The 20727-nt window shown below is 74.7% G+C and carries 23 protein-coding genes; 12 read left to right on the top strand and 11 right to left on the bottom strand.

The features are described 5' to 3' along the window. The first annotated feature begins 28 nt into the window (after positions 1-28). From BTM25_RS26025 to BTM25_RS26005, 5 genes are all read left to right on the top strand, one after another. Positions 29-826 (top strand): MerR family transcriptional regulator, encoded by a 798-nt coding sequence (locus BTM25_RS26025; protein ID WP_235828672.1) that lies wholly within the window; start codon positions 29-31, stop codon positions 824-826. A gap of 76 nt (positions 827-902) precedes the next feature. After that, entirely contained in the window at positions 903-2042 is a 1140-nt protein-coding gene (locus tag BTM25_RS26020; RefSeq protein WP_103565670.1) for a GTP-binding protein, read from the top strand. A 27-nt stretch (positions 2043-2069) separates the two neighbouring features. Further along, complete coding sequence (locus BTM25_RS26015; RefSeq protein ID WP_235828670.1) at positions 2070-3089, top strand: permease; 1020 nt, start codon at positions 2070-2072, stop codon at positions 3087-3089. Beyond that, on the top strand, positions 3086-3790 hold the full coding sequence (locus BTM25_RS26010; protein ID WP_103565666.1) for a TIGR03943 family putative permease subunit: 705 nt from the start codon (positions 3086-3088) through the stop codon (positions 3788-3790). Before BTM25_RS26015 ends, BTM25_RS26010 begins: the two co-directional genes overlap by 4 nt. Before the next feature lie 25 nt (positions 3791-3815). Further along, on the top strand, positions 3816-5000 hold the full coding sequence (locus BTM25_RS26005; protein WP_205648271.1) for a low temperature requirement protein A: 1185 nt from the start codon (positions 3816-3818) through the stop codon (positions 4998-5000). A gap of 48 nt (positions 5001-5048) precedes the next feature. On the opposite strand, the gene BTM25_RS26000 is transcribed toward BTM25_RS26005, so the two are convergent. From BTM25_RS26000 to BTM25_RS25990, 3 genes are all read right to left on the bottom strand, one after another. Next, positions 5049-5615, bottom strand: a complete 567-nt coding sequence (locus tag BTM25_RS26000; RefSeq protein ID WP_103565664.1) for a hypothetical protein — start codon at positions 5613-5615, stop codon at positions 5049-5051. 450 nt (positions 5616-6065) lie between these two features. Further along, positions 6066-6809 (bottom strand): SDR family NAD(P)-dependent oxidoreductase, encoded by a 744-nt coding sequence (locus tag BTM25_RS25995; RefSeq protein ID WP_103565663.1) that lies wholly within the window; start codon positions 6807-6809, stop codon positions 6066-6068. Beyond that, positions 6806-8215, bottom strand: coding sequence for a DHA2 family efflux MFS transporter permease subunit (locus tag BTM25_RS25990; protein ID WP_103565661.1), 1410 nt, complete (start codon positions 8213-8215; stop codon positions 6806-6808). The genes BTM25_RS25995 and BTM25_RS25990 overlap by 4 nt, the downstream gene beginning before the upstream one ends. Positions 8216-8277: 62 nt before the next feature. On the opposite strand from BTM25_RS25990, the gene BTM25_RS25985 reads away from it, so the two are divergent. From BTM25_RS25985 to BTM25_RS25965, 5 genes are read left to right on the top strand one after another with little or no spacing between them, the layout of a single operon-like run. After that, positions 8278-8604: an ArsR/SmtB family transcription factor gene (locus BTM25_RS25985; RefSeq protein ID WP_103565659.1), complete on the top strand. Its 327-nt coding sequence runs from the start codon at positions 8278-8280 to the stop codon at positions 8602-8604. Further along, positions 8601-9041 (top strand): SRPBCC family protein, encoded by a 441-nt coding sequence (locus tag BTM25_RS25980; protein WP_103565658.1) that lies wholly within the window; start codon positions 8601-8603, stop codon positions 9039-9041. The genes BTM25_RS25985 and BTM25_RS25980 overlap by 4 nt, the downstream gene beginning before the upstream one ends. 58 nt (positions 9042-9099) lie before the next feature. Next, the gene (locus BTM25_RS25975; RefSeq protein WP_103565656.1) at positions 9100-9879 is read left to right on the top strand and encodes an ABC transporter permease; all 780 of its coding nucleotides are present in this window, start codon (positions 9100-9102) and stop codon (positions 9877-9879) included. Next, positions 9872-10675 carry an ABC transporter permease gene (locus BTM25_RS25970; protein ID WP_235828665.1) on the top strand — a complete coding sequence of 268 codons (804 nt, stop codon included), beginning with the start codon at positions 9872-9874 and terminating at the stop codon, positions 10673-10675. Before BTM25_RS25975 ends, BTM25_RS25970 begins: the two co-directional genes overlap by 8 nt. 2 nt (positions 10676-10677) lie before the next feature. After that, the gene (locus BTM25_RS25965) at positions 10678-11643 is read left to right on the top strand and encodes an ABC transporter ATP-binding protein (protein ID WP_103565654.1); all 966 of its coding nucleotides are present in this window, start codon (positions 10678-10680) and stop codon (positions 11641-11643) included. Here BTM25_RS25965 and BTM25_RS25960 read toward each other — a convergent pair. Next, on the bottom strand, positions 11640-12278 hold the full coding sequence (locus BTM25_RS25960) for a TetR/AcrR family transcriptional regulator C-terminal domain-containing protein (RefSeq protein ID WP_103565653.1): 639 nt from the start codon (positions 12276-12278) through the stop codon (positions 11640-11642). The genes BTM25_RS25965 and BTM25_RS25960 overlap by 4 nt on opposite strands. A gap of 87 nt (positions 12279-12365) precedes the next feature. On the opposite strand from BTM25_RS25960, the gene BTM25_RS25955 reads away from it, so the two are divergent. Both BTM25_RS25955 and BTM25_RS25950 read left to right on the top strand, forming a co-directional pair. Then, positions 12366-13514, top strand: a complete 1149-nt coding sequence (locus tag BTM25_RS25955; protein WP_103565651.1) for an acyl-CoA dehydrogenase family protein — start codon at positions 12366-12368, stop codon at positions 13512-13514. Between the two features lie 57 nt (positions 13515-13571). Beyond that, positions 13572-14837: a hypothetical protein gene (locus BTM25_RS25950; RefSeq protein ID WP_103565650.1), complete on the top strand. Its 1266-nt coding sequence runs from the start codon at positions 13572-13574 to the stop codon at positions 14835-14837. 21 nt (positions 14838-14858) lie between these two features. On the opposite strand, the gene BTM25_RS25945 is transcribed toward BTM25_RS25950, so the two are convergent. The 7 genes from BTM25_RS25945 to BTM25_RS25915 all read right to left on the bottom strand — a co-directional run bounded on the left by BTM25_RS25945 (position 14859) and on the right by BTM25_RS25915 (position 20723). Then, complete coding sequence (locus tag BTM25_RS25945; RefSeq protein WP_103565648.1) at positions 14859-15068, bottom strand: hypothetical protein; 210 nt, start codon at positions 15066-15068, stop codon at positions 14859-14861. 89 nt (positions 15069-15157) lie between these two features. Then, positions 15158-16756 carry a fused response regulator/phosphatase gene (locus BTM25_RS25940; protein WP_103565646.1) on the bottom strand — a complete coding sequence of 533 codons (1599 nt, stop codon included), beginning with the start codon at positions 16754-16756 and terminating at the stop codon, positions 15158-15160. Further along, entirely contained in the window at positions 16753-18075 is a 1323-nt protein-coding gene (locus BTM25_RS25935; protein ID WP_103565645.1) for a sensor histidine kinase, read from the bottom strand. The genes BTM25_RS25940 and BTM25_RS25935 overlap by 4 nt, the downstream gene beginning before the upstream one ends. Further along, entirely contained in the window at positions 18072-19127 is a 1056-nt protein-coding gene (locus BTM25_RS25930; RefSeq protein ID WP_235828664.1) for an ATP-binding SpoIIE family protein phosphatase, read from the bottom strand. The genes BTM25_RS25935 and BTM25_RS25930 overlap by 4 nt, the downstream gene beginning before the upstream one ends. After that, on the bottom strand, positions 19115-19525 hold the full coding sequence (locus BTM25_RS25925; protein ID WP_103565643.1) for an anti-sigma regulatory factor: 411 nt from the start codon (positions 19523-19525) through the stop codon (positions 19115-19117). Before BTM25_RS25925 ends, BTM25_RS25930 begins: the two co-directional genes overlap by 13 nt. Then, a complete protein-coding gene (locus BTM25_RS25920; protein WP_168212244.1) occupies positions 19522-19893 on the bottom strand; it encodes an STAS domain-containing protein in 372 nt (123 codons plus the stop codon). The genes BTM25_RS25925 and BTM25_RS25920 overlap by 4 nt, the downstream gene beginning before the upstream one ends. Further along, on the bottom strand, positions 19893-20723 hold the full coding sequence (locus BTM25_RS25915; protein WP_235828662.1) for an STAS domain-containing protein: 831 nt from the start codon (positions 20721-20723) through the stop codon (positions 19893-19895). Before BTM25_RS25915 ends, BTM25_RS25920 begins: the two co-directional genes overlap by 1 nt. Positions 20724-20727: the final 4 nt, after the last annotated feature.

The following is a 20727-nucleotide window of genomic DNA, read 5'->3' as shown; positions in this document are numbered from 1 at the left end:
GGATGGGACAGATTGTGCGGATAGGATCATGGAAACGTCAAGACCCCGGATGGAGCGCATGGCGACCTACCGCATCGACGAGCTGGCCCGCACCGCCGGGACGACCGTCCGCAACGTGCGCGCCTTCCAGGAGCGCGGCGTCCTGCCACCGCCGCAGCGGCACGGCCGGACGGGCGTCTACGACGACTCCCACCTGGCCCGGATCCGGCTCGTGGTGCAGCTCCAGGAGCGCGGCTACACCTTCGCCGTCATCGCCGAGCTGATCTCCGCGTGGGAGCGGGGGCACGACCTCGGCGAGCTGCTGGGCCTGGAGAAGGTGCTGACCGACCCCTGGACCGACGAGATCCCCGGCTACGTCACGCTCGTCGAGCTGGGCGAGCTGTTCCTGCCCGGGGAGACCGCGCCGCCGCCCGAGCGCGTCGCCGAACTGCTGCGCCGCGCCGAGGAGCTGGGGTTCGTGGAGCCCGCCGGGGACCGGTACCGCGTGCCGAGCCCCCGGCTGCTCAACGTCGGCGCCGAGCTGGTCGCCGCCGGGATCCCGCTGGAGGCCGTCTTCGACATCGCCGCGCGGCTCGCCGGGGACTGCCGGGAGATCGCGCGGCGGTTCGTCCGGCTCACCGTCGAGCACGCCGACCTGGACGACGTGGCGGGCTACCACGACCGGACGGACCTGCCGGACCTGGCGCAGCTCATCACGCGGCTCCGCCCGCTCGCCCAGTCCGCCGTCCACGGCCTGCTCGCGCGCGGGATGCAGGCCGAGGTGATGACCGCGTTCGGCGAGCGGATCGAGGACCTCGCGCTGCGGGAGGAACCGGACGCGGGCTGACCCCCGCGTTCGACCGCCGGGGTCCCGTCGTGCCATGATGGCGATAATGGTTTTCATTCTCGCCTAGGAGGCGCGCATGTCCGTCCCTGTGGTGCTCGTGGCGGGGCTGCACGGACCCGCCCGCGAGGCCGTGGTCGACCGGCTGCTGCGGGAGCGGCCCGGATCCCTCGCCGTCCACCACGACCTGCGCGCGATCACCGGCGGGAACGCCGTCCGCGTCGTGCGCGACGCCGCCGGGGTGCGCGACCGCGCCGTCGTGCGGCTCGCCCACGGCTGCGTGACCTGCACCGTCCGCGAAGACCTCCTCCCCGTCCTGCGCAGCCACGCCCGGCACGCCGCGCTGCTGATCGTCGACCTGTGGGACGCGGTCGAACCGCGGACCGTCGCCGAGGCCCTGGACGCCGAGGGCCTGCGGGTCACGGGCGTCCTCACCGCGCTGGACCCCGAACTGACCCCGGTGGACGTGTGCCGGGGCGAACCGCTCCAGGCCGTCGGCAAGCCCGGCGCGGCCGGGGACGAGCGGCATCTCGCCGAGGTGCTCGTCCGGCAGATCGAGTACGCGACCGCGCTCGTCCTGCCCGAGGTGCTGCCCGGCGTGCTGCCCGGCACCGATCCCGAGGACGTCGCCCTCTGCGCGGACCTGCTCGGCCACTTCGCGCCGCTGACGCCCGTCCACCGGCCCGGCGACCCGCTGCCGCCGCTGAACGGCCCGCCGCTGTGCACCTGCGACCTCGCCGCCCGCCTCGACCCCGCCACCGCGCAACTCCCGCCCGAGGCGAGCACCGACGCGGCCGACACCGTCGTCTGGCGGCACACCGCGCCGCTGCACCCGGGGCGGTTCTTCGACGCCGCCGACACGCTCGCGATCGAGTCGGTGCGCAGCCGGGGCCGGTTCTGGCTGGCCACCCGCCCGGACCGGATGCTCGCCTGGGACGCCGTCGCCGGGCTCGTCACCGTCGAGGACGCCGGGCCGTGGCTGGCGTCGCTGCCCGCCGCCGCCTGGGACCTCGTGCCGCCGCTGCGCCGCGCGGCGGCGGCCTTGGACTGGACGCCCCGGCACGGCGACCGCGTCCAGCACCTCGTCTTCACCGGCGCCGGCCTGGACCGCGCCCGCGTCCACGCGCTGCTGTCGTCGTGCCTGCTCGCGCCCGGCGAGTCCGCCGCCGGGCTGGACGACCCGTTCGCGCCGTTCCTGGACGTCGGCGAAGCCGCGTGAACCGTGCCGGTACGGGAGGATGACGACGTGTCCGTCGAAAGCCCCGCGTGGGAGGACGACGTCCTTCCCCCGCCCGACTGGGGCAGGAGATCACGTTCGCCGCTCGCCGGCGCGTCCGCGCTGTTCGCCGGGGCCGCCGCGCTCCTGGTCGCCGGACGGCTGTGGATCGCGCCCGCGCTGGACGTCCGCGCCGTGGACGCCTGGACGACCGTGTTCGTCGCCGTCTGCGTCCAGGCGCTCCCGTTCCTCGTGTTCGGGGTGGCGCTGTCGGCGGCGATCACCGCGTTCGTCCCGGCCGGGTTCTGGACGCGCGTCCTGCCCCGCCGGCCGGGCGCGGCCGTGCCGGTCGCCGGGGCGCTCGGCGCGGTCCTGCCCGGCTGCGAGTGCGCGTCGGTGCCCGTCGCGGGCGGGCTGATGGCGCGCGGCGTCGCGCCGCCGGCCGCGCTGGCGTTCCTGCTCGCCGCCCCGGCCGTGAACCCGGTCGTGCTGGTGTCGACGGCGGTGGCGTTCCCGGGGCGTCCGGAGATGGTCGCCGGACGGTTCGCGGCGTCGCTGCTCACCGCCGTCGTCGCGGGCTGGGCGTGGCTGGCGTTCGGCCGGGGGTCGTGGCTGCGCGTGCCGCAGCGCCCGGCCACCTCCGGGGACGGCCGGTGGGACGCGTTCCGGAGCGCGATGGCGCACGACGTCCTGCACGCCGGGGGCTTCCTGGTCGTCGGCGGGGCCGCCGCCGCGACGATCAACGTGGCGCTGCCCGCGTCGTGGGTCGCGTCCGTCGCGGGGATCCCGGTCGTCTCGGTCCTCGTCCTCGCACTGCTGGCGGTGCTCATGTCGATCTGCTCGGAGGCGGACGCGTTCGTCGCGGCCAGCCTCACCGGGTTCTCCCCCACCGCGCGCCTGGTGTTCCTCATCGTCGGGCCGATGGTCGACCTCAAGCTGATCGCGCTGCAGACCGGCTTCTTCGGACGGGCGTTCGCGGTGCGGTTCATCCCGCTCACGTTCGCGCTCGCCGTCGTGTCCGGGACGGTCGTGGGGAGCGTGCTGCTGTGAGCCGGCCCGCGCAGAACCTCCTGCTCGTCGCGCTCGGCGCGGCGGCGCTGTGGATCACGCTCGCGACCGGGGAGTACCTGAGCTACGTCCGGCCTGGGTTCCGGCTTCCGCTGGCGGCGGCCGGGGCGGTGCTCGTCGTCCTCGGCGGCGCCGGGCTGGTGCGCGACCGGCACGCCGCTTCCGCGCACCACCACCACGGGCCGGGCGTGGCGTGGCTGCTCGCCGTGCCGGTCGTGGCCGTCGCCGTCGTCGCGCCGCCCGCGCTCGGGTCGTTCACCGCCACGCGCACCGCGTCCCGTCCGGCCCCGCCCCCGCGGCCGCCCGACGAGGGGTACGCGGCGCTGCCCGTCACCGCCGAGCCCGACGACATGTCGCTCGGCGAGTACATCGGCCGCGCCTTCCAGGCCCGGGACGGACGGCCCGAGGTGCTCGGGGACGCGACCGTCCGGCTCACCGGCTTCGCCAGCCCGCGCAAGGGCGGCGGCTGGTTCCTCACCCGGATGGTCATCGCGTGCTGCGCGGGGGACGCCGTGCCGTTCCGCGTGGTCGTCCACGGGGCGCCCTCGCCCGGGGCCGACCGGTGGGTGCGCGTCACCGGCACCTGGCACCGTCCCCCGGCCGGGCTCCGGGCGACGACCGAACCGGCGCTCGACGCGCGGCGCGTGATCCGCGTCCCCCGGCCCGCGCATCCCTACGAATGAAACGTCCGGAATCTAGAGTGTCGCCATGAACGACATCCGGACGAGCGCGTGGCGCGGCGTCATGACCGGCCGCGACCCCGGCGAGGAGCACCGCGCCTCGACCCCGCTGGAGCTGCTGTTCGACCTCTGCTTCGTCGTCGCGGTCTCCCAGGCCGCCGCGCAGTTGCACCACTCGCTCGGCGAGGGCCACGCCGGGGCGGGCGTGCTCGGTTACGCAATGGTGTTCTTCGCGATCTGGTGGGCGTGGATGAACTTCACGTGGTTCGCGTCCTCCTACGACACCGACGACGTCCCGTACCGGCTGCTGACGCTGCTCCAGATGGCCGGGGTGCTCGTGCTGGCCGCCGGGGTGAGCGACGCCCTCGACCACTACGACTTCACGCTGATCACCGTCGGCTACGTGATCATGCGGGTCGCGATGGTCGTCCAGTGGGCGCGCGCCTCCCGCGAGGATCCGGCGCGGCGCGGGACGGCCCTGCGGTACGCGGCGGGGATCGCGGCCGTCCAGGTCGGCTGGGTGGTCCGGCTCGCGCTGCCGCACCCGTTCGACTACGCGGGCTTCGCGCTGCTGGTCGTCGCGGAGCTGGCGGTGCCCATCTGGGCGGAGTCGCGGGGACCGTCCGTGACGCCCTGGCACCCCGGGCACATCGCCGAGCGGTACGGCCTGTTCACGATCATCGTGCTCGGCGAGGTGATCCTCGCGACGCTCACCGGGATCCGGTCGGCGGTGAGCGAGCACGGCCTGTCGGTGTCCCTCGGCCTGATCGCCGGGGGCGCGCTGCTGTTGGTGTTCGCCCTCTGGTGGATCTACTTCACCGGCTCCGAGGCGCAGTTCCCCACGCTGCGGACCGCTTTGACCTGGGGCTACGGGCACTACGTCGTCTTCGCGGCGGTGGCGGGGCTCGGTGCGGGCCTGGAGGCGGCCGTGGGCGCCGCCGAACACCACGGGCACCTGTCCCCCGAACACGCGGCCTGGGCCGTCGCCGTCCCGGCGGCCGTATACCTGCTCGTCCTCGCCGTCCTGCACCGCGTCGGCGGCACGGCCCCCCAGGGCCCGCCGATCCCGGCCGTCGCCGGCGCCGTCGCGCTGCTCGTCCTCGCCGCCCTCGCCGGCCCGCTCGGCCTCGGCGGCGCGATCCTCGGCATGGGCCTGACGGTGACGGCCGTCCTCGCGGGCTACCTCATCACCGACCGCCGCGCCCGAGCCTGAAACGACGAATGGCCCCGGCGGTGTGCCGGGGCCATTCGTTGGAAGTGCTTATCCGAGGGGCTTGGGCGTGCCCTTCTTGCCGGGGCCGTGGCCCCACTTCAGGACCTCGTACTTCACGCCCTCGATGTGGCCGGCGTCGGTGCCGGTGACGTACTTGCTCGCCGGCTTCTTCCCATCGACCAGGTGCCGGAAGGTGTAGGTGTCCAGGTCCAGCATCACCCCACGATGCGAGGGCTCACCCGGACCCACATCGCCGACGAACCCGGTGACACTGCGGCCCTGGTAGCTGACCTTGACCTTGGTGTTCATCGGCCACGACGGGCTGGCGAACATCCCCTTCTGCATCGGCTTACCCGACGCCGGAGCACCGGTGTCGCCGTTCACACCCGAACCGTCGTCCCAGAAGTAGGACGCGGTGGTCTTACCGGTCAGCAGCGCCTTCTTCTTGGCGGGGGCCTTCTTCGCGTGGGTGGTCTGCGCGGCGGCGGCGGTCGTGCCCGTGGCCTTGACGGTGTGGTCCTCGGTGCTGGCGTTGACCACGCCGGCGACCATCATGCCGGCCAGAGCCGACCCGGTGACCGTGGCCAGAAGGGCGTTCGTCGCTCGCTTGTGCATGAAGAATCCTTTGTTCGGCGGACAGAACGACCGCTCCAGGCCCGGACACGGGCATGCGTCATCCGCAGTGCGGAGTGCGTGTGGAGCGGCGGCCGGGAAAGACATCCCGGCGCGGGCGCCGTGCGAAGGAGGGAGAAGAAAGCCGCCACAGAAAGGCGGTACACGACGCTTCAAGTGGTGCTGGGTTGCATCAACGCCAGCCCCGTCCCAACGATTCCCCTCGAAAGGTAAAGAGGTGCAGGTGGGAGCCACCCTGTCGTTGGGATCTGCCGGTTATAACCCGCCGACGCCTCAAACCATGCCCCGCAAAAGGTAAAGAACCTCGGGGCGCTCGACCATTGGCCGAAAACGGCGTAGAGAAAGGCGAGGAGACCGGTCGTCCGGCGCGAGGGTCCGGACATGCGTCCGTCCTGGCTCTCAGGAACTCCTGAAAGCCAGGACGGACGCGGTTCAGTCCAGGGCCGTGAGGCCGTCCGGGGCGAGCCGATAAGCGGAACGCGGATCCGGATCGGTGGCGAGGGCGACGACGGCGGCGCCGACCTGGCCGGGCGTGAGGACGCGGCCGAGGCGCGCGGTGAAGTCCCCGACCGCGAGGCCCTCGTGGGCGGCGTAGGCGGCGACGGCCTCCGCGCCGAGCCCCGTCACGGGCGTGAGCGCCGGGAGCAGCGCCGTGAACCGGACGCCGAGGCGCGCCCGCATTGCCTCCCCGGCCGCGTACGCGGCGGTGAACCGGACCGTCGCCTTGGCCCCGGCGTACCCGCCGCTCAGCGGCGATCCGCCGAGCGCCGCGCCGCTGGACACGGCGACGACCGTGCTCCCGGCCCGGAGCGGCAGCAGCAGCGCCGCCCGGATCCACGCGAACGCCTGCCGGACGTCGGTCTCCCACGCGCGGCCGAACGTCTCCCAGGTCTGCTCGGTGAGCGGGAGCATCGCCGGGCGCGCCCCGGCCGCGAGGACGACCGTCGCCGGCCGGTGCGCGGCCAGCAGCCGCTCCGCGACGCCGGGCTCGGCGGCGTCGCCGGGTTCGGCGGTGAACGCGGCGCCGTGTTCGCGGCGCAGCGCGGCGAGACGGCCGGCGTCCCGGCCGACCCCGACCACATGCGCCCCGGCCGCGACGAGCGCGGCGACGACGCCCGTCCCGAACCCTCCGCCCGCGCCGGTGACGAGCGCGGTGGTGTCCTTCAGCCCCTTCACGCGACCGCCTCCTTCTCAGCGGCGGCGGCCGGTGCCCTGCGGACGCGGCCGGGCGCGAGCAGCGCGACGGCTACCCCCGCCGCCGAGACCCCGGCGGCGGCCCATTCGGCGGGGACGAACCCGTCGAGGAACCGGTCCGGCGAGCCGTAGCCTCCGTGCGCGGCGAAGACGGCCGCGACGAGCGCGATGCCGAAGACGCCCGCGACCTCGCCGACGGCGCTGTTGGTCCCGGCGGCGACGCCCGCCTCGTCCGGCGGCACCGCCGACACGACGAGCCCCGCGACGGTCGGGAAGCACAGCGAGATGCCGATCCCGGCGACGATCAGCGGCAGCACGAGCCCGCCGTAGCCGGCGTCGGGCGCGGCGACGGCCGCCAGCCAGCCGAGACCGGCCGCCTGGAGGGCCAGTCCCGCGGCCATGAACGGACGGAACCCGAACCGGTCGGCGAGCACGCCCGCGACCGGCGCGACGAGCATCGGCATCGCCGTCCAGACGAGGATCCGCAGCCCCGCCTGCAACGGCGAGTAGCCCATGCCCGTCTGGAAGAGCTGCGCGATGAGGAACAGCGACCCGATCAGCGACACGCGCTGGAAGAACGCCACCCCGTTGGCCGTGGCGAACCCGCGGTCGCGGAAGTACCGCAGCGGGAGCATCGGCTGCCGGGCGCGGCGCTCCCACGCCACGAACGCCGCCATCAGGACCGCGCCCCCGGCCAGCGCCCCGACGACCTGCGCGCTCCCCCATCCGGCGGACGGCGCCCGCACCGGCCCCCAGGTCAGCGCGAACAGCCCCGCGCCCGCGAGGACGAGCCCGGGCACGTCCAGCCGCGACCGCGGCCCGCGCGACTCGGTGAGCAGCAGCGCCGACAGCGGCATCAGCGCCAGCCCCACCGGCACGTTCAGCCAGAAGATCCACTCCCAGGACACGCCCTGCACGACCACGCCGCCGACCAGCGGCCCGGCCGCGACGCCGAGCCCGGTGACGCCGCCCCAGACGCCCACGGCCGCGCCCCGCTTCTCCGCCGGGAACGCGGCGGTGATGAGGGTGAGCGTCAGCGGGAGGACGACGGCGGCCCCCGCGCCCTGCACGATCCGGGCGGCGATCAGCCCGCCGGCCGTGGTGGAGAGCGCGGCGGCGGCGGACGCGGCGGTGAACAGCCCGACACCAGCGACGTACGCGCGGCGGCGCCCGAACCGGTCGCCGAGGGCCGCGCCGGTCGGGATCAGGCAGGCGAAGACCAGGTTGTAGGCGTTGATCGTCCATTCCAGATCCGCCAGGTCGGCGTGCAGCCCGACCCGCATGACGGGCAGGGCCGTCGCGACGACGACCACGTCGAGCGTGGTCAGGAACACCCCGAGGGACGCCAGTGCCAGCGTCCATCCCGGGCGGGACGGTCGGTCGTCCATGGCCCCTCCAAGTTATTTAGCCGATTGGCTGAACGATCGCACGGCCGCTAACATTTCGCAATGTGGCTGAACAACTGGAGGCGCTGGACCTGACCTACGCCGCGCTGGCCCATCCGACCCGCCGCGCGATCCTCGAACGCGTGCGCGCCGACCCGGTGCGCGTCACCGACGTCGCGCGGGAGTTCCCGATGGCCCTGGCGACGGTGTCCAAGCACATCGGCGTGCTGGAGCGCGCCGGGCTGGTGCGGCGCGACGTCCGGGGCCGCGACCACTACCTGAGCGCCGCGCCCGGCCCGCTGGCCGAGGCCGAGGCGTGGATCGCCCGCTACACCGCGTTCTGGGAGCGCAGCGCGGACGCGCTCGCCCGCCATCTGGAGGAGGACGCATGACCGACGGAGCCGTCCGGGTCACCAGGACGCTCAAGGCCGGGCCGGGCGACGTCTTCGCCGCCTGGACCGACCCCGACCGCCTCCGCCGCTGGCTGATGCCCGGCCCCGGCACGGTCGCCGAGGCCGCGACCGACCCGGTGCCCGGCGGGAGCTTCCGGTTCGCGAAGCTGTTCCCGTCCGGCGTGGACGAGGTCACCGGCGAGTACCTGGTCGTCGATCCGCCGCACCGGCTCGTCTTCACCTGGCGGTCCCCCGGCACGACCGGCGGCCGGGACTCGGTGGTGACCGTCACGCTCCGCCCGGACGGCGACGGCACCGAGATGACGATCATTCACGAACGCCTCCCGGCCGAGAGCTACCAGAATGGCGCGCAGAGCGCCTGGACGGCCGTCGCGGGGAACCTCGACGCGCACCTGGCCGAGCGCTGCCGCCCCTGAGAGCGCGACCGGATGAGGCCATGACAGGGGCGCCGGGACGCGGTTAAGGTCTCGGCAAGTGAGCGTCTATCCGTGGATCGCCTGGTTCGCGTTGCGCCGGCAGGCCGCCTACCTCGGAATGGCGCTCGCCGAAGGACTCACGAACGCGTTCTTCGGGCTGCTGCGGGCCTTCATCCTCATCGCGCTGTGGCGGGAGCGGCCCGGGCTCGGCGGCTGGGACGCGGCCGACGCCGTCACGTTCTCGTTCGTCACGCAGGCGCTCCTCGGGGCCGTCCAGGTGTTCGGCGGGCTGGACCTGACGGCCCGGATTCGCAGCGGCGACGTCGCCGTCGACCTGTACCGCCCGGTGAGCCTCCAGGGCTGGTGGCTGGCCGACGACCTCGGCCGTGCGACGGGCACGCTGTTGCTCCGCTCGGGGCCGCCGCTGCTGTGCGGGGCGCTGGTGTTCGGGCTGCGGGTGCCGGGGCCGGGCGGGCTCGCGCTGTTCGCGGCGTCGTTCGTCCTCGCCGTGCTGGTCAGCTTCGGGCTGCGCTACCTGGTGGCGCTGTCGGTGTTCTGGCTGCACGACGACCGGGGCATCCAGCCGATCGCGCTCGTCCTGACCCTGTTCTTCTCCGGGATGACGGTGCCGCTCGTCGTGTTCCCCGGCCCGCTGCGCGCGGTCGCCGAAGCGCTGCCGTGGTCGGCGCTCGTCCAGGTCCCCGGCGAGGTGTTCCTCGGACGCGGGAACGCCGCCGCCGCGCTCGCCTTCGAGGCCGGGTGGGCGGCGGCGCTGCTGCTGGCGGGCGCGGCCGTGACCGGCGCGGCGCGGCGGCGGCTGGTGGTGCAGGGTGGGTGACGCGCTGCGCACCTACGGGACGCTCGCCCGGGTGTGGCTGCGCGCCGCCGCCCAGTACCCGGTGTCGATGGTGCTGCTCGGCGTCGCGTCCGCCGCGATCGCCGGGCTGGACGCGGCGGGGATCGGACTGCTGTTCGCCCGCGTCCACCGGCTCGGCGGGTTCGGCGCCGCGCAGGTGCTGTTCCTGTACGCGACGTCGCAGCTCGCGTTCGTGCTGTCGGACGCGCTGCTCGGGAACGCCGACCTGCTCGCCCGGCACGTCCGGGAGGGGACGTTCGACGCGATGCTGCTGCGTCCGGTGAGCCCGCTCGTCCAGGTCGCGACCGAGGAGTACAGCCCGCGCCGGTTCGCGAAGCTGGTGCTGCCCGCGGTGCTGCTGGCGGTCGTCCTGCCCCGGCTGGACACCGACTGGACGGCGGGCCGCGTCGCGATGGTCCCGGTCATGGTCGTCTCCGGGACGGCGATCTTCTGCGGGTTCTGGGTGCTGGTCGCGTCGGTGCAGTTCGTCCTGCTGGAGAGCCACGGCGCGGGCAAGGCCCTGACGTTCGGGGGCTCGTTCCTCACCCAGTACCCGATGAGCGTGTTCGCGCGGGACTTCGTGCGCGGCGTGACGTTCGCCGTCCCGCTGGCGTTCGTGAACTGGCAGCCCGCCCTGTACGTCCTGGACCGGCCCGACCCGCTGGGGCTCCCGGCGGCGGCGCGGCTCGCCTCCCCGGCGGTCGCGGTCGCGGTGTGCGGGCTGGCGGCGCTGGCGTGGCGGGCGGGGCTGCGCCGCTACCGATCGACGGGGAGCTGACGATGATCGAGGCCGGGGACGTCCGCAAGACCTTCACCGTCCGGGAGCGCTCCGGGCGGCTGCGCCGGACGCGGCGGCGGGTGAGCGCGGTGGACGGCGTGTCGTTCACGGTCGCGCCGGGCGAGTTCGTCGGCTACCTCGGCCCGAACGGCGCCGGAAAATCCACGACGATCAAGATGCTGACCGGGATCCTCACCCCGACGTCCGGGACCGTCCGGGTCTGCGGGCTGGACCCGTCCCGGCAGCGGACGGCCCTGGCCCGCCGCCTCGGCGTCGTCTTCGGGCACCGGACGACGCTCTGGTGGGACCTGCCGCTGCGCGACAGTCTCGCGCTCGTGCGGCGGCTGTACCGGGTGGAGGCGGGCGCGCACCGGGAGCGGCTGGACGAGCTGACCGCGCTGCTGGACCTCGGCCCGTTCCTGGCGACGCCCGTCCGGCAGCTCAGCCTCGGCCAGCGGATGCGCGGCGACCTGGCCGCCGCACTGCTGCACGCGCCCGACCTGCTCGTCCTGGACGAGCCGACGATCGGCCTGGACGTGGTCAGCAAGGCGACCGTCCGCGCGTTCCTGGAGCGGCTGAACACCGAGCGCGGCACGACGATCCTGCTGACCACGCACGACCTCGGCGACATCGAGCGGCTGTGCCGCCGCGTCATGATCGTGGACCACGGACGGCTGGCGTTCGACGGCTCGCTGGACGCCCTGCGCGCCACCGCCGGGTCGGGCCGGATCCTGGTGGTGGAGCTGGCGCGCCCGGAGCCGCCCGTCGCGGTGGACGGCGCCGTGGTCGAGCGCGTCGAGGGACCCCGGCAGTGGCTGCGGCTGCCCGCCGAGGCGAACGCGGCGGCGGTCGTCGCGACCCTCGCGGCACGGCACGAGGTCCGCGACATCGCGCTGCGCGAACCGGACATCGAGGAGATCGTCGCGCGCCTCTACCAGGGGGAGATCCCGTACTCGGCGGCGCGCTAGACCGGCCGGGCGCGGACGGCGGCGAACCGCAGTTCCAGCCCGTCCAGCAGCGCGGTCAGCCCGGTCTCGAAGGCCGCCGCGTCGATCTCCCGCTGGCGCCCCGCGAGCAGGTGCGCCTGGTCCAGCCGGGGGTAGGCGCCCGCGTAGACGGCGGCGTCGTCGGGAAACCCGCCCGCGAACGTGCCGAGCGCCGAGCCGGTGATGAAGTAGCGCAGCAGCGCGCCGACGCGGGTGGCCTCGCGGCGCGGCCAGCCCGCGTCCACCAGCCCGCCGAAGACGGCGTCGGCGAGGCGCAGCGCGTTGGGCCGCCCGCCCCGGGGCTGCCCGATCGCGGGCACGACGTTCGGGTGGGCGGCGAGCGCGGCGCGGTAGGAGCGCGCCCACGCCTCCAGGGACGCCCGCCAGGACGGCCCGGGGAACATCGACAGGTCGACCTCGCCGAGGACGGCGTCCACGACGGCGTCCAGCAGCTCGTCCTTGGTGGCGACGTGGTTGTAGAGGGACGGCCCGCTGACGCCGAGGTCCGCCGCGAGCCGCCGGGTGGACAGCGCCTCCAGGCCGTCGGCGTCCACGAGCGCCAGCGCCGCCGCGACGATGCGGGCGCGGCTGAGCAGCGGTCGACGCGGCCGGGCCACGGGTCACCTCCGAACCGGAAACTTGCGGCGCTAGTTTAGCGTGCTAGCCTGCGATAAAACTCGCATTGCTAGTTTTCGGGAGCCGTCATGGACCTGGGACTGTCGGACGAGCAGGAGGCCCTGCGCCGCCTGGCCGCCGAGTTCGTGGACCGCGAGATCGTCCCGCACGCCGCCGCGTGGGACCGCGCCGAGGAGGTGGACCGGAGCATCGTGCCAAGGCTCGGAGACCTCGGCTTCCTCGGGATGACGCTGCCCGAGGAGCACGGCGGATCCGGCGGCGACCACCTGTCCTACTGCCTGGTGCTGGAGGAACTCGGCCGGGGCGACTCGGCGGTGCGCGGCATCGTGTCGGTGTCGCTCGGCCTGGTCGGCAAGTCGATCGCCGGCCACGGCACCGACGAGCAGAAGCGCGAATGGCTGCCCCGCCTGACGTCCGGCGAGGCGCTCGGCTGCTTCGGCCTCACCGAGCCCGGCACCGGATCGGACGCCGCGAACCTCACCACCCGGGCCGTCCGCGACGGCGGCGACTGGCTGCTCACCGGCACCAAGATGTTCATCACCAACGGCACCTGGGCCGACGTCGCGCTCGTCTTCGCCCGCACCGGCGGGCCGGGGCACCGGGGCGTGACGGCCTTCCTCGTCCCGACGGACGCGGAGGGGTTCGAGGCCCGCGTCATCCACGGCAAGCTCGGGCTGCGCGGGCAGGCGACCGCCGAGATCGTCCTGGACGGCGTGCGCGTCCCGGACGCGGCACGGCTCGGCCCCGAGGGCAAGGGCTTCACGGTCGCGATGAGCGCGCTCGCCAAGGGCCGCATGTCGGTCGCGGCGGGCTGCGTCGGCATCGCGCAGGGCTGCCTGGACGCCGCCGTCGGGTACGCCGCCGACCGCGACCAGTTCGGCAAGCCGATCGCGTCGTACCAGCTCGTCCAGGAGATGCTGGCGCGGATCGCCCTCGACGTGGACGCCGCGCGGCTGCTGACCTGGCGCGTCGCCGACCTGATCGACCGGGGGCTGCCGTTCGCGACCGAGTCGTCCAAGGCCAAGCTGTTCGCCAGCGAGGCCGCCGTCCGCGCCGCCAACGACGCGCTCCAGGTGTTCGGCGGCTACGGCTACATCGACGAGTACCCCGTCGGCAAGTACCTGCGGGACGCCCGGGTGATGACGCTCTACGAAGGCACGAGTCAGATCCAGACGCTGCTGATCGGCCGCGCGCTGACCGGGGTGAGCGCGTTCTGACGGCGTCTGGCACGATGGGGGCGTCGGCAGCCCGGCCGCCCTCCCCCGGAGACCGCCATGGACCGTGAACGCGTCATCGCCTCCGACACGCCCGCCGAGACTCTTCCCGACATCGTCCCGGACGCCGCCCGCATCGAACGGCGGATCGCCGCCGAGCACCCGGCCGCCCGCGAACTGACCGCGATCACGGCCGTCCAGGACGGCCCGCCGCACCGGCTCTGGCTGGACGAGGACGCCGGCCTGCTCCTGCACCTCAGCCCGGAGTCCCCGGCCTTACGGTGCATTCGGGTGCGGAACCCGGCCTGGAACCGCGTTCTCGCCGCGCTGATGGAACGTCCGCTGGAGCGGCTGGCCGCGCCCGGACGGCGCTACCGGAGCCGGGCGCACGCCGCCGCCGACCTCGGCGCGCTCGCCGACCTGTTCCGCGCCCGGCTCGTCCGGCTGCGGGCGGCGCGCGACGACCCGGCCGCGATCGTCCGCGCCGCGCGGGACCAGATCGCGCGGGCGCGCGACGAGGAGGACCAGGCCCGCCGCCGCGCGTTCCTCGGCTGGTACCTGCGGCACGCGTTCGGCGACGGCCCGGGCGCCGCGACGGCCGCCGCCGCGGTCGTCGGCGACGAGCCGGTCGGCGCCCTGTTCACGGCCTGGCCCGACTACTGCGCCGAGGTCAAGGCGATGGTCGCCGACGATGACGACGACCTGGACGAGTGGGCCGAGTGGGCCGCCGCCCGGCGCGGCGCGCTCCGCCGCTACCACGAGTTCCGGACCGTCGGCCGCCGGCTGGACGGCGCCCGGGTCGCGGCGCTGCGCGCGGCCGTGCCGGACGCCGACATCGGCCCCGGCCGGCTCCTGTTCGACCGGATGATCGACCCGGACCGCGAGGACCTCGGCTGGGACCCGGGCCGCGTCTTCGGCGACTGCTTCGACGCGGGCCTGTCGTTCGACCAGCGCGGCCCGCGCAGCCTGCGGTTCCGGCTGCCCGGCTCCCTCGCCCGGCGGGTCGAGCCGTACCGGATCCTGTTCGGCGTCGCGCTGGCGGTGCGCGACGGCGACGTCGTCGTCGAACTCGAACGCTACGAGGAGGACCGGGAGACCGCGTACGCGGGCACCGACCCGGCGCCGTGGCTGGCCGAGCTGCTGCCGCTGCGCGCCGCGCTGCTGGACGGCGACCTGCGCGCACTCCACCTGGCGTGGGCGCACGGCGCGCAGGAGAGGCACAACCGGGACCGGGCCGTCCGGCCGCACGGCGCCCCCGCCCTGGACCCGGACGCGTTCACGCCCGAACTCCACGCCCTGGACCGCTTCCTCAACGCCGCTCCCTGACCGGCGCGGAAAGCGCGATGATCAGTCGTCGCCCGTCCAGCGCAGCACGACGAAAGGCGCGTGGCGGGACGGATGGTGCACGCGCTCGCGCGTGATGCGGTACCGCGCCCGGCCGCCGAAAGCCTCGGTGGGGTCCGGGATCTCGACGGCGCCGACCTCCTGCTCCACCCGGACGAGCGCGCCGTGGTACGGCCCGTCGAGGCAGAGGGCGTTCCGCTCGCCGGTGATCACGTCGCGAGGCCGCCGGACGACGACAAAGAATGCTCACCCATGTCGTTAATTTACCCGCTCGCCGGCGCGGCGCAGGAACCGGGGAAAGGCTAGGAGACCGAGGACGATTCGGCCGGATCGCGGCGAATGACGATCATCGCGACGTCGTCTTCCCGGTGCCCGAACTCGGCGATCACCCGGTCGCTGAACCGTTCCAAGTCCTCGTCCACACGGACGGCCACGTCGCGGAGCCGTTCGAGATTGTCGGTCAGCGAGACCCCGCGGTCCTCGATCAGCCCGTCGGTGATGAGCATGACCATGCCGCCCGGCGGCACGACCGTCTCCTCGATCTCGATGCGCTCCGCCGGGAACCCGAGCAGCAGGCCGCCGCCCCGGCCGTAGCGGGCCGCGCCGTCGGCGACGAACAGCGGCGGGAGGTGCCCGCCGCTCGCCACCCGCAGCCATCCCGTCCGGGGATCCAGCGTCATGATGCAGACGGTCGCGGTCTGGTCGTCGTGGTAGCGCTGCATCACGCCGTTGAGCAGCCGCAGGATCGTCTCGCCGTCGTGGCCCTCCTCGGCGAACGCCCGCAGCGCGTGCCGGATCTCGGCCATCACCGTCGCCGCGACCAGCGAGTGCCCCTGCACGTCCCCGATCGCGATGAGGACGTGGTCGCCCCGGTCCAGCACCTCGTAGAAGTCGCCGCCGACCTCGGCCTGGTCGCTCGCGGGCTCGTACCGGACGGCGAACTCCCATCCGGGCACCGACGGCCGCAGCGCGGGCAGCAGGCTGCGCTGGAGCGTCAGCGAGATCAGGTGCTGCTCGGTGAAGGACCGCATGGCCTCCATCGCGAGGGCGAGCGTCTGCCCGAGCTGGCGCAGCAGGTCCAGGTCCTCCTGGCCGGGGACGCCCTCGACGTGGATCGCCACGCAGATCGGCGGCCGTCCCCGCTTCACCCGCGACAGCACCAGCGCGACGTCGCCGTCCACCACCGTGTCGGGGACGAGCGCCTTCCAGCGCGGGCCGTCCAGCGGCAGCACCTTCGTCCCGGTGGCCTCGCCGAGGTCGGTCAGCGACGTGAGCCGCCCGAACCGCTCCGGCGAGCACTGCCGGAACTCCGGCCCCGCGCGGTGCCCGACCGTCCGGCGGACGCGGCCGTCGGGCGGCATCAGGAACACCGACGCGGGCACGCCGAAGATGTCGTAGGCGCTGTCGGCCGCGACGAGCGCCAGCTCCTCGAACGTCTCGGCGGCGTTGACGGCCAGCGAGTGCCGGGTCAGCGCGGCCGTGCGCTCGGCCAGCCGCTCCGCGCGGCGCAGCGCCCGGTAGTACCGCAGCATCGCCTCGACGGTCGCGAGGAACTCCGTCGGGTCGATCGGGTCGGTGAGGTAGGCGTCGGCGCCGCGCCGCAGCCCGTGCGCGCGGTCGGCGGCGTCCACGGCCGCCGCCGAGATGTGGATGACGGGCGTGGACGCGGTCGCGGGATCGGCGCGGATCCGCTCGCAGACCTCGACGCCGCTCATGTCGGGCAGCCGGACGTCCAGCACGACGAGGTCCACCGCGTGCTCGGCCAGCCGCTCCCAGGTCTGCGCCGCCGACGACGCCTCCAGCACCGTGTGCCCGGCGCGGCGCAGCCAGCTTCCGATGATGTACCGCTTGGTGGCGTTGTCGTCGACCACCAGCGCGGTGACCGCCTCACTCCGGCTCACGTCGCTACTCCTTCCGCGTGCGGCAGGACCAGTGTGACGGTCGTACCCGTCCCGAGCACGCTGTCCAGCAGAAGGTCTCCGCCGAGGACGCGGGCGAGCCGCCGCGCGTACGGCAGTCCGAGCCCGGTGCCGCCGCCTCCGGCGCCCGGAACCTGGTAGAACTCCTCGAAGACCCGCTCGCGGTCGCCGGCGGGGATGCCCCGGCCGGTGTCGGCGACGACGAACACGACCCGTCCGGGCTCGGCGCGGACGGTCGCGCGCACCTCGCCCGCAGCGGTGAACGTCAGCCCGTTCGCGAGGATGTTCCGCAGGACGCGGGCGAGCATCGTCTCGTCGGTGACCAGGACGTCCGGCGCGTCCGCCGTGTCCACGACCAGCGCCACGCCGGACCGCGCGGCCATCGGCGCCAGCAGCCCGGACAGCATGGCGAGCAGCGCGCGGACGTCCACCGGCGCCGGATGCGGCTCCAGCAGGCCGCGTTCGGCCTTGGCCATGTCCAGGAGCTCGTTGACGAGCGACAGCATCGTCCCGCCCGCCTGGGCGATCAGGTCGAGCTGGTGGCGCTGCTCGGCGGTGAGCGGGTCGGCGCCGGGGTCCAGCAGCAGCCGGGCCAGCCCGATGATCCCGTTCACCGGCGTCCGCAGCTCGTGGCTGATCGTCGCCCAGAACCGGCTCTTGGCCTCGCCCGCGTCGACCAGCAGGTCGGACTTCTCCTCCAGCTCGGCGTACAGCGCGACGACGCCCCGGTTGGTCTCCTCCAGCTCGGCGGAGATCTCGTTGTAAAGGGCGAGCACGCCCCGGTTGGTCTCCTCCAGCTCGGCGTTGAGGGCCCGCAGGTCCTCCCGCTGCCGCCGGACGTCCTCCAGCGCCTCGACCAGCTCGGCGTTGCGGTTGCGCAGTTCCTCCAGCGCCGGGAGCGGCACGAGCCGTTCCAGCCGGGCCCGCAGCGGGCCGAGCACCCCCGGGCCGGGGGTGCGGGCGCCCGGCGGCAGGCGCTTGACGAGCCGGATGTCCGCGTCGTCCTCGGCGACCTCGTCCATCAGCCGGGCGCCCGCCCGGACGCCCTCGCCGGACGGCCCCGCCTCCCCCTGCCGGGTCAGCTCGATCACCAGCTCCCGGTCGCCGAGCCGGAACGTCACCGCGGCGCCGCCGCCCGACTGGAACAGGTCGCGGCCCACCTCGCTCAGCGCGGTCGCGACGCGGACCTGGTCCGACGCGTCCAGGCCGGCGGCGGCGGCGACCTCGCGGCCCGCCTGGCGCAGCGCGACGACGCCCGCCTCGTCGACGACGTCGAACCGCAGCAGCACGACCGACGTCATCGCCGTCCCGCCCCGATCACGAGCACCGACCGGTCGTCGTGCCGCGTCCCGGCGTCGCGCAGCAGCGCCCCCGCCGCGAGCAGCGGGTCCCGGCCGAGCAGGTCCGGACGCGACGACAGGTCCCAGCGGCCGGTCAGCCCGTCGGAGTGCAGCACCACCGCCGCGCCCGCCGGAAGGTCGTAGCCGTGCTCGCGGTACCCGCGGCCCCGCACCCCGGCGATCCCGGGCGTCGAGATCATGCCCCGGCGGCGTCCGGGCGCGACGATCCAGCCCGCGATGTTGCCGAGGCCCGCGAACACCACCCGCCGGGCCGCCGGGTCCACGGTGACGGCCGCGACCGCGGCGCCGCGCGTCCCGGCCAGCCCCCGGTGCATCCGGTCCAGCAGTTCGCCGGCCGCGGTCGGCGCGTCGATCCCGCGCACCGCGCGGACCGCCTCGGCCGCCGCCCGCGCGGCGAGCGGCCCGTGCCCGAGGCCGTCGCACAGGATCGCGTGGACGACGCCGTCCAGCTCGCGCGCGGCGTAGGCGTCGCCGCACTCCTCCTCGCCGTCCAGCGGGCGGGTCAGCCCCGCGAACGGCGGGCCGGCGGACGGGCAGGCGTCCGGGCCCTCGCCCGGTTGGCGGAACCGCGCGAACAGGATCGTCCCCTCGCCCGGCCGGGAGTGCAGGCCCGCGTCGTCGGCGAGCCGCCCGATCATGCCGAGGCCGATGCCGAGCGAGCCGCTGGTGGACACGCCGTCGCGCAGGGACTCGGGCACGTCGGCCATCCCCGGCCCCCGGTCGACGCTGACGAACTCCAGCATCGCCCGCTCCCCGCCGCGCACGACGCGCACCAGCATCTCGCCGCGCCCGGCGTGCTTGACGAGGTTCGTCGCCGCCTCGGTCACCGCGAGCCGCACGTGCTCCAGGCGCTCGCCCGCGAACCCGAGCCGCTCGGCCAGCGCCGTGGCCCGGCGCCGCACCCCGGCGGGCGCGCTCGTCTCCTCCACCCGCGCCCACGCCGACTCCCCGGTGGACGGGCTGACCGACCAGTCCCCGCTCAGCGCGGCCACTTGGTCACCGTCACGGTCGTGCCCGCACCCGGCTCGGTGCGCAGGTCGAACTCGTCCACCAGGCGGCGGGCGCCGGGCAGGCCGAGGCCGAGGCCGCCGCCGCTCGTCCAGCCCTCGGTGAGCGCCCGGTCGATGTCGGGGATGCCCGGGCCGTCGTCGGTGAAGGTGACGCGCACGCCGGGCCGGCGGCCGGTCCGCTCGGCCGGCTCGACCCGCGCCGACCCGCCGCCGCCGTGGACGAGCGTGTTGCGGGCCAGCTCGCTCGCCGCCGTGACGATCTTGGTCTGGTCGACCAGCGACAGCCCGGCCGCCGTGGCGGCGGTCCGGACGAGCTGCCGGACGCGCACCACGTCGTCGTTGGACGCGATCGTGATCTCGCCCGTCGTCTCGGGCGTCACCGGCCGTCCGTGCCGGGCACGGCCGCGCCGAGCAGCCGCATGCCCTTCTCCAGGTCCAGCGCGGTGCGCACACCGCCGAGGGACAGGCCCAGCTCGACCAGCGTGATCGCCACGGCCGGCCGCATCCCGACGACGACGGTCTCGGCGTCCATCAGCCGGGACATCGCCGCGATCGTGGCGAACATCCGCCCGATGAAGGAGTCCACGACCTCGACGGCGGTGATGTCGATGATCACGCCGCGGGCGCCCGTCCGGGTAATCCGGTCGGCCAGGTCCTCCTGGAGGGCGAGGACGGTCTGGTCCTGCAGGTCGATCTGGATCGAGACGAGCAGGACCTCGCCGATCTTGAGAATCGGCACGCGGTCCATCAGGCGCCGTCCCCGACCCGGACGCCGCTGCGTTGCAGCGTGTAGGCGAGCGCGTCCGCCAGCGTCGACTTGGTGACGATGTCGCCGAACTCGATGCCGAGGCCGACGATCGTCTGGGCGATCTGCGGGCGGATGCCGGAGATCACGCAGTCGGTGCCCATCAGCCGCGCCGCCATGACGGTCTTGAGCAGGTGCTGGGCGACCTCGGTGTCCACGGCGGGCACGCCGGTGATGTCGATCACGGCGAACTGCGAGCCGGTGTCGACCAGCATCTGGAGCAGCGACTCCATGACCACCTGGGTGCGGGCCGAGTCGAGCGTGCCGACGAGCGGGACGCCGAGGATCCCGTCCCACAGCTTCACCACCGGCGTCGACAGCTCCAAAAGCTGCTCGGCCTGGTCGACGATCACCTGCTCGCGCTCGGCGGCGTAGGTCTCGAAGGTGACGAGCCCGAGGTCGTCCACGAACGCGGAGAACTGGACGAAGTCCGCGTGTCCGGCGCCCTTGTCCTCGATGACCTCCAGCACGGCCTGCTTGAGCGCGAACACGCCGACGGCCGTCTCGGTCGGGCTGAAGCCCTGCCGCGCCCGGTCGCGCGAGATCTCCGCCAGCGCCGCCCGCAGCTCGCCGCGCACCGAGCCGTCCTCCTCGGCCAGGGCGCGGACGAGCAGGTCGAACAGCTCCGACAGCTCCGCCCGCAGCTCCCGCTCGGTGATCCGGCCCCGCACGTTCTCGGCGACCAGGCCCACCCACCGGTCCAGGACGCGCTCGGCATCGGCCCCGAGCAGCTCCGCCATCGGGGCCGTCGCACCCGCCGCCTCTGTCGCCAAACCC

The sequence above is a fragment of the Actinomadura rubteroloni genome, assembly GCF_002911665.1.
GTDB classification, from domain to species: domain Bacteria; phylum Actinomycetota; class Actinomycetes; order Streptosporangiales; family Streptosporangiaceae; genus Spirillospora; species Spirillospora rubteroloni.
The sequence above is the reverse complement of the archived record's forward strand: the minus strand, read 5'-3'. Positions and strand labels throughout refer to the sequence as shown.

Bases quoted from the DNA above. Each gene is read 5' to 3' on its own strand.
- BTM25_RS26025 (WP_235828672.1), top strand. From the start codon at position 29: ATGGAAACGTCAAGACCCCGGATGGAGCGCATGGCGACCTACCGCATC.
- BTM25_RS26020 (WP_103565670.1), top strand. From the start codon at position 903: ATGTCCGTCCCTGTGGTGCTCGTGGCGGGGCTGCACGGACCCGCCCGC.
- BTM25_RS26005 (WP_205648271.1), top strand. From the start codon at position 3,816: ATGAACGACATCCGGACGAGCGCGTGGCGCGGCGTCATGACCGGCCGC.
- BTM25_RS26000 (WP_103565664.1), bottom strand. From the start codon at position 5,615: ATGCACAAGCGAGCGACGAACGCCCTTCTGGCCACGGTCACCGGGTCG.
- BTM25_RS25990 (WP_103565661.1), bottom strand. From the start codon at position 8,215: ATGGACGACCGACCGTCCCGCCCGGGATGGACGCTGGCACTGGCGTCC.
- BTM25_RS25980 (WP_103565658.1), top strand. From the start codon at position 8,601: ATGACCGACGGAGCCGTCCGGGTCACCAGGACGCTCAAGGCCGGGCCG.
- BTM25_RS25965 (WP_103565654.1), top strand. From the start codon at position 10,678: ATGATCGAGGCCGGGGACGTCCGCAAGACCTTCACCGTCCGGGAGCGC.
- BTM25_RS25955 (WP_103565651.1), top strand. From the start codon at position 12,366: ATGGACCTGGGACTGTCGGACGAGCAGGAGGCCCTGCGCCGCCTGGCC.
- BTM25_RS25950 (WP_103565650.1), top strand. From the start codon at position 13,572: ATGGACCGTGAACGCGTCATCGCCTCCGACACGCCCGCCGAGACTCTT.
- BTM25_RS25935 (WP_103565645.1), bottom strand. From the start codon at position 18,075: ATGACGTCGGTCGTGCTGCTGCGGTTCGACGTCGTCGACGAGGCGGGC.
- BTM25_RS25920 (WP_168212244.1), bottom strand. From the start codon at position 19,893: ATGGACCGCGTGCCGATTCTCAAGATCGGCGAGGTCCTGCTCGTCTCG.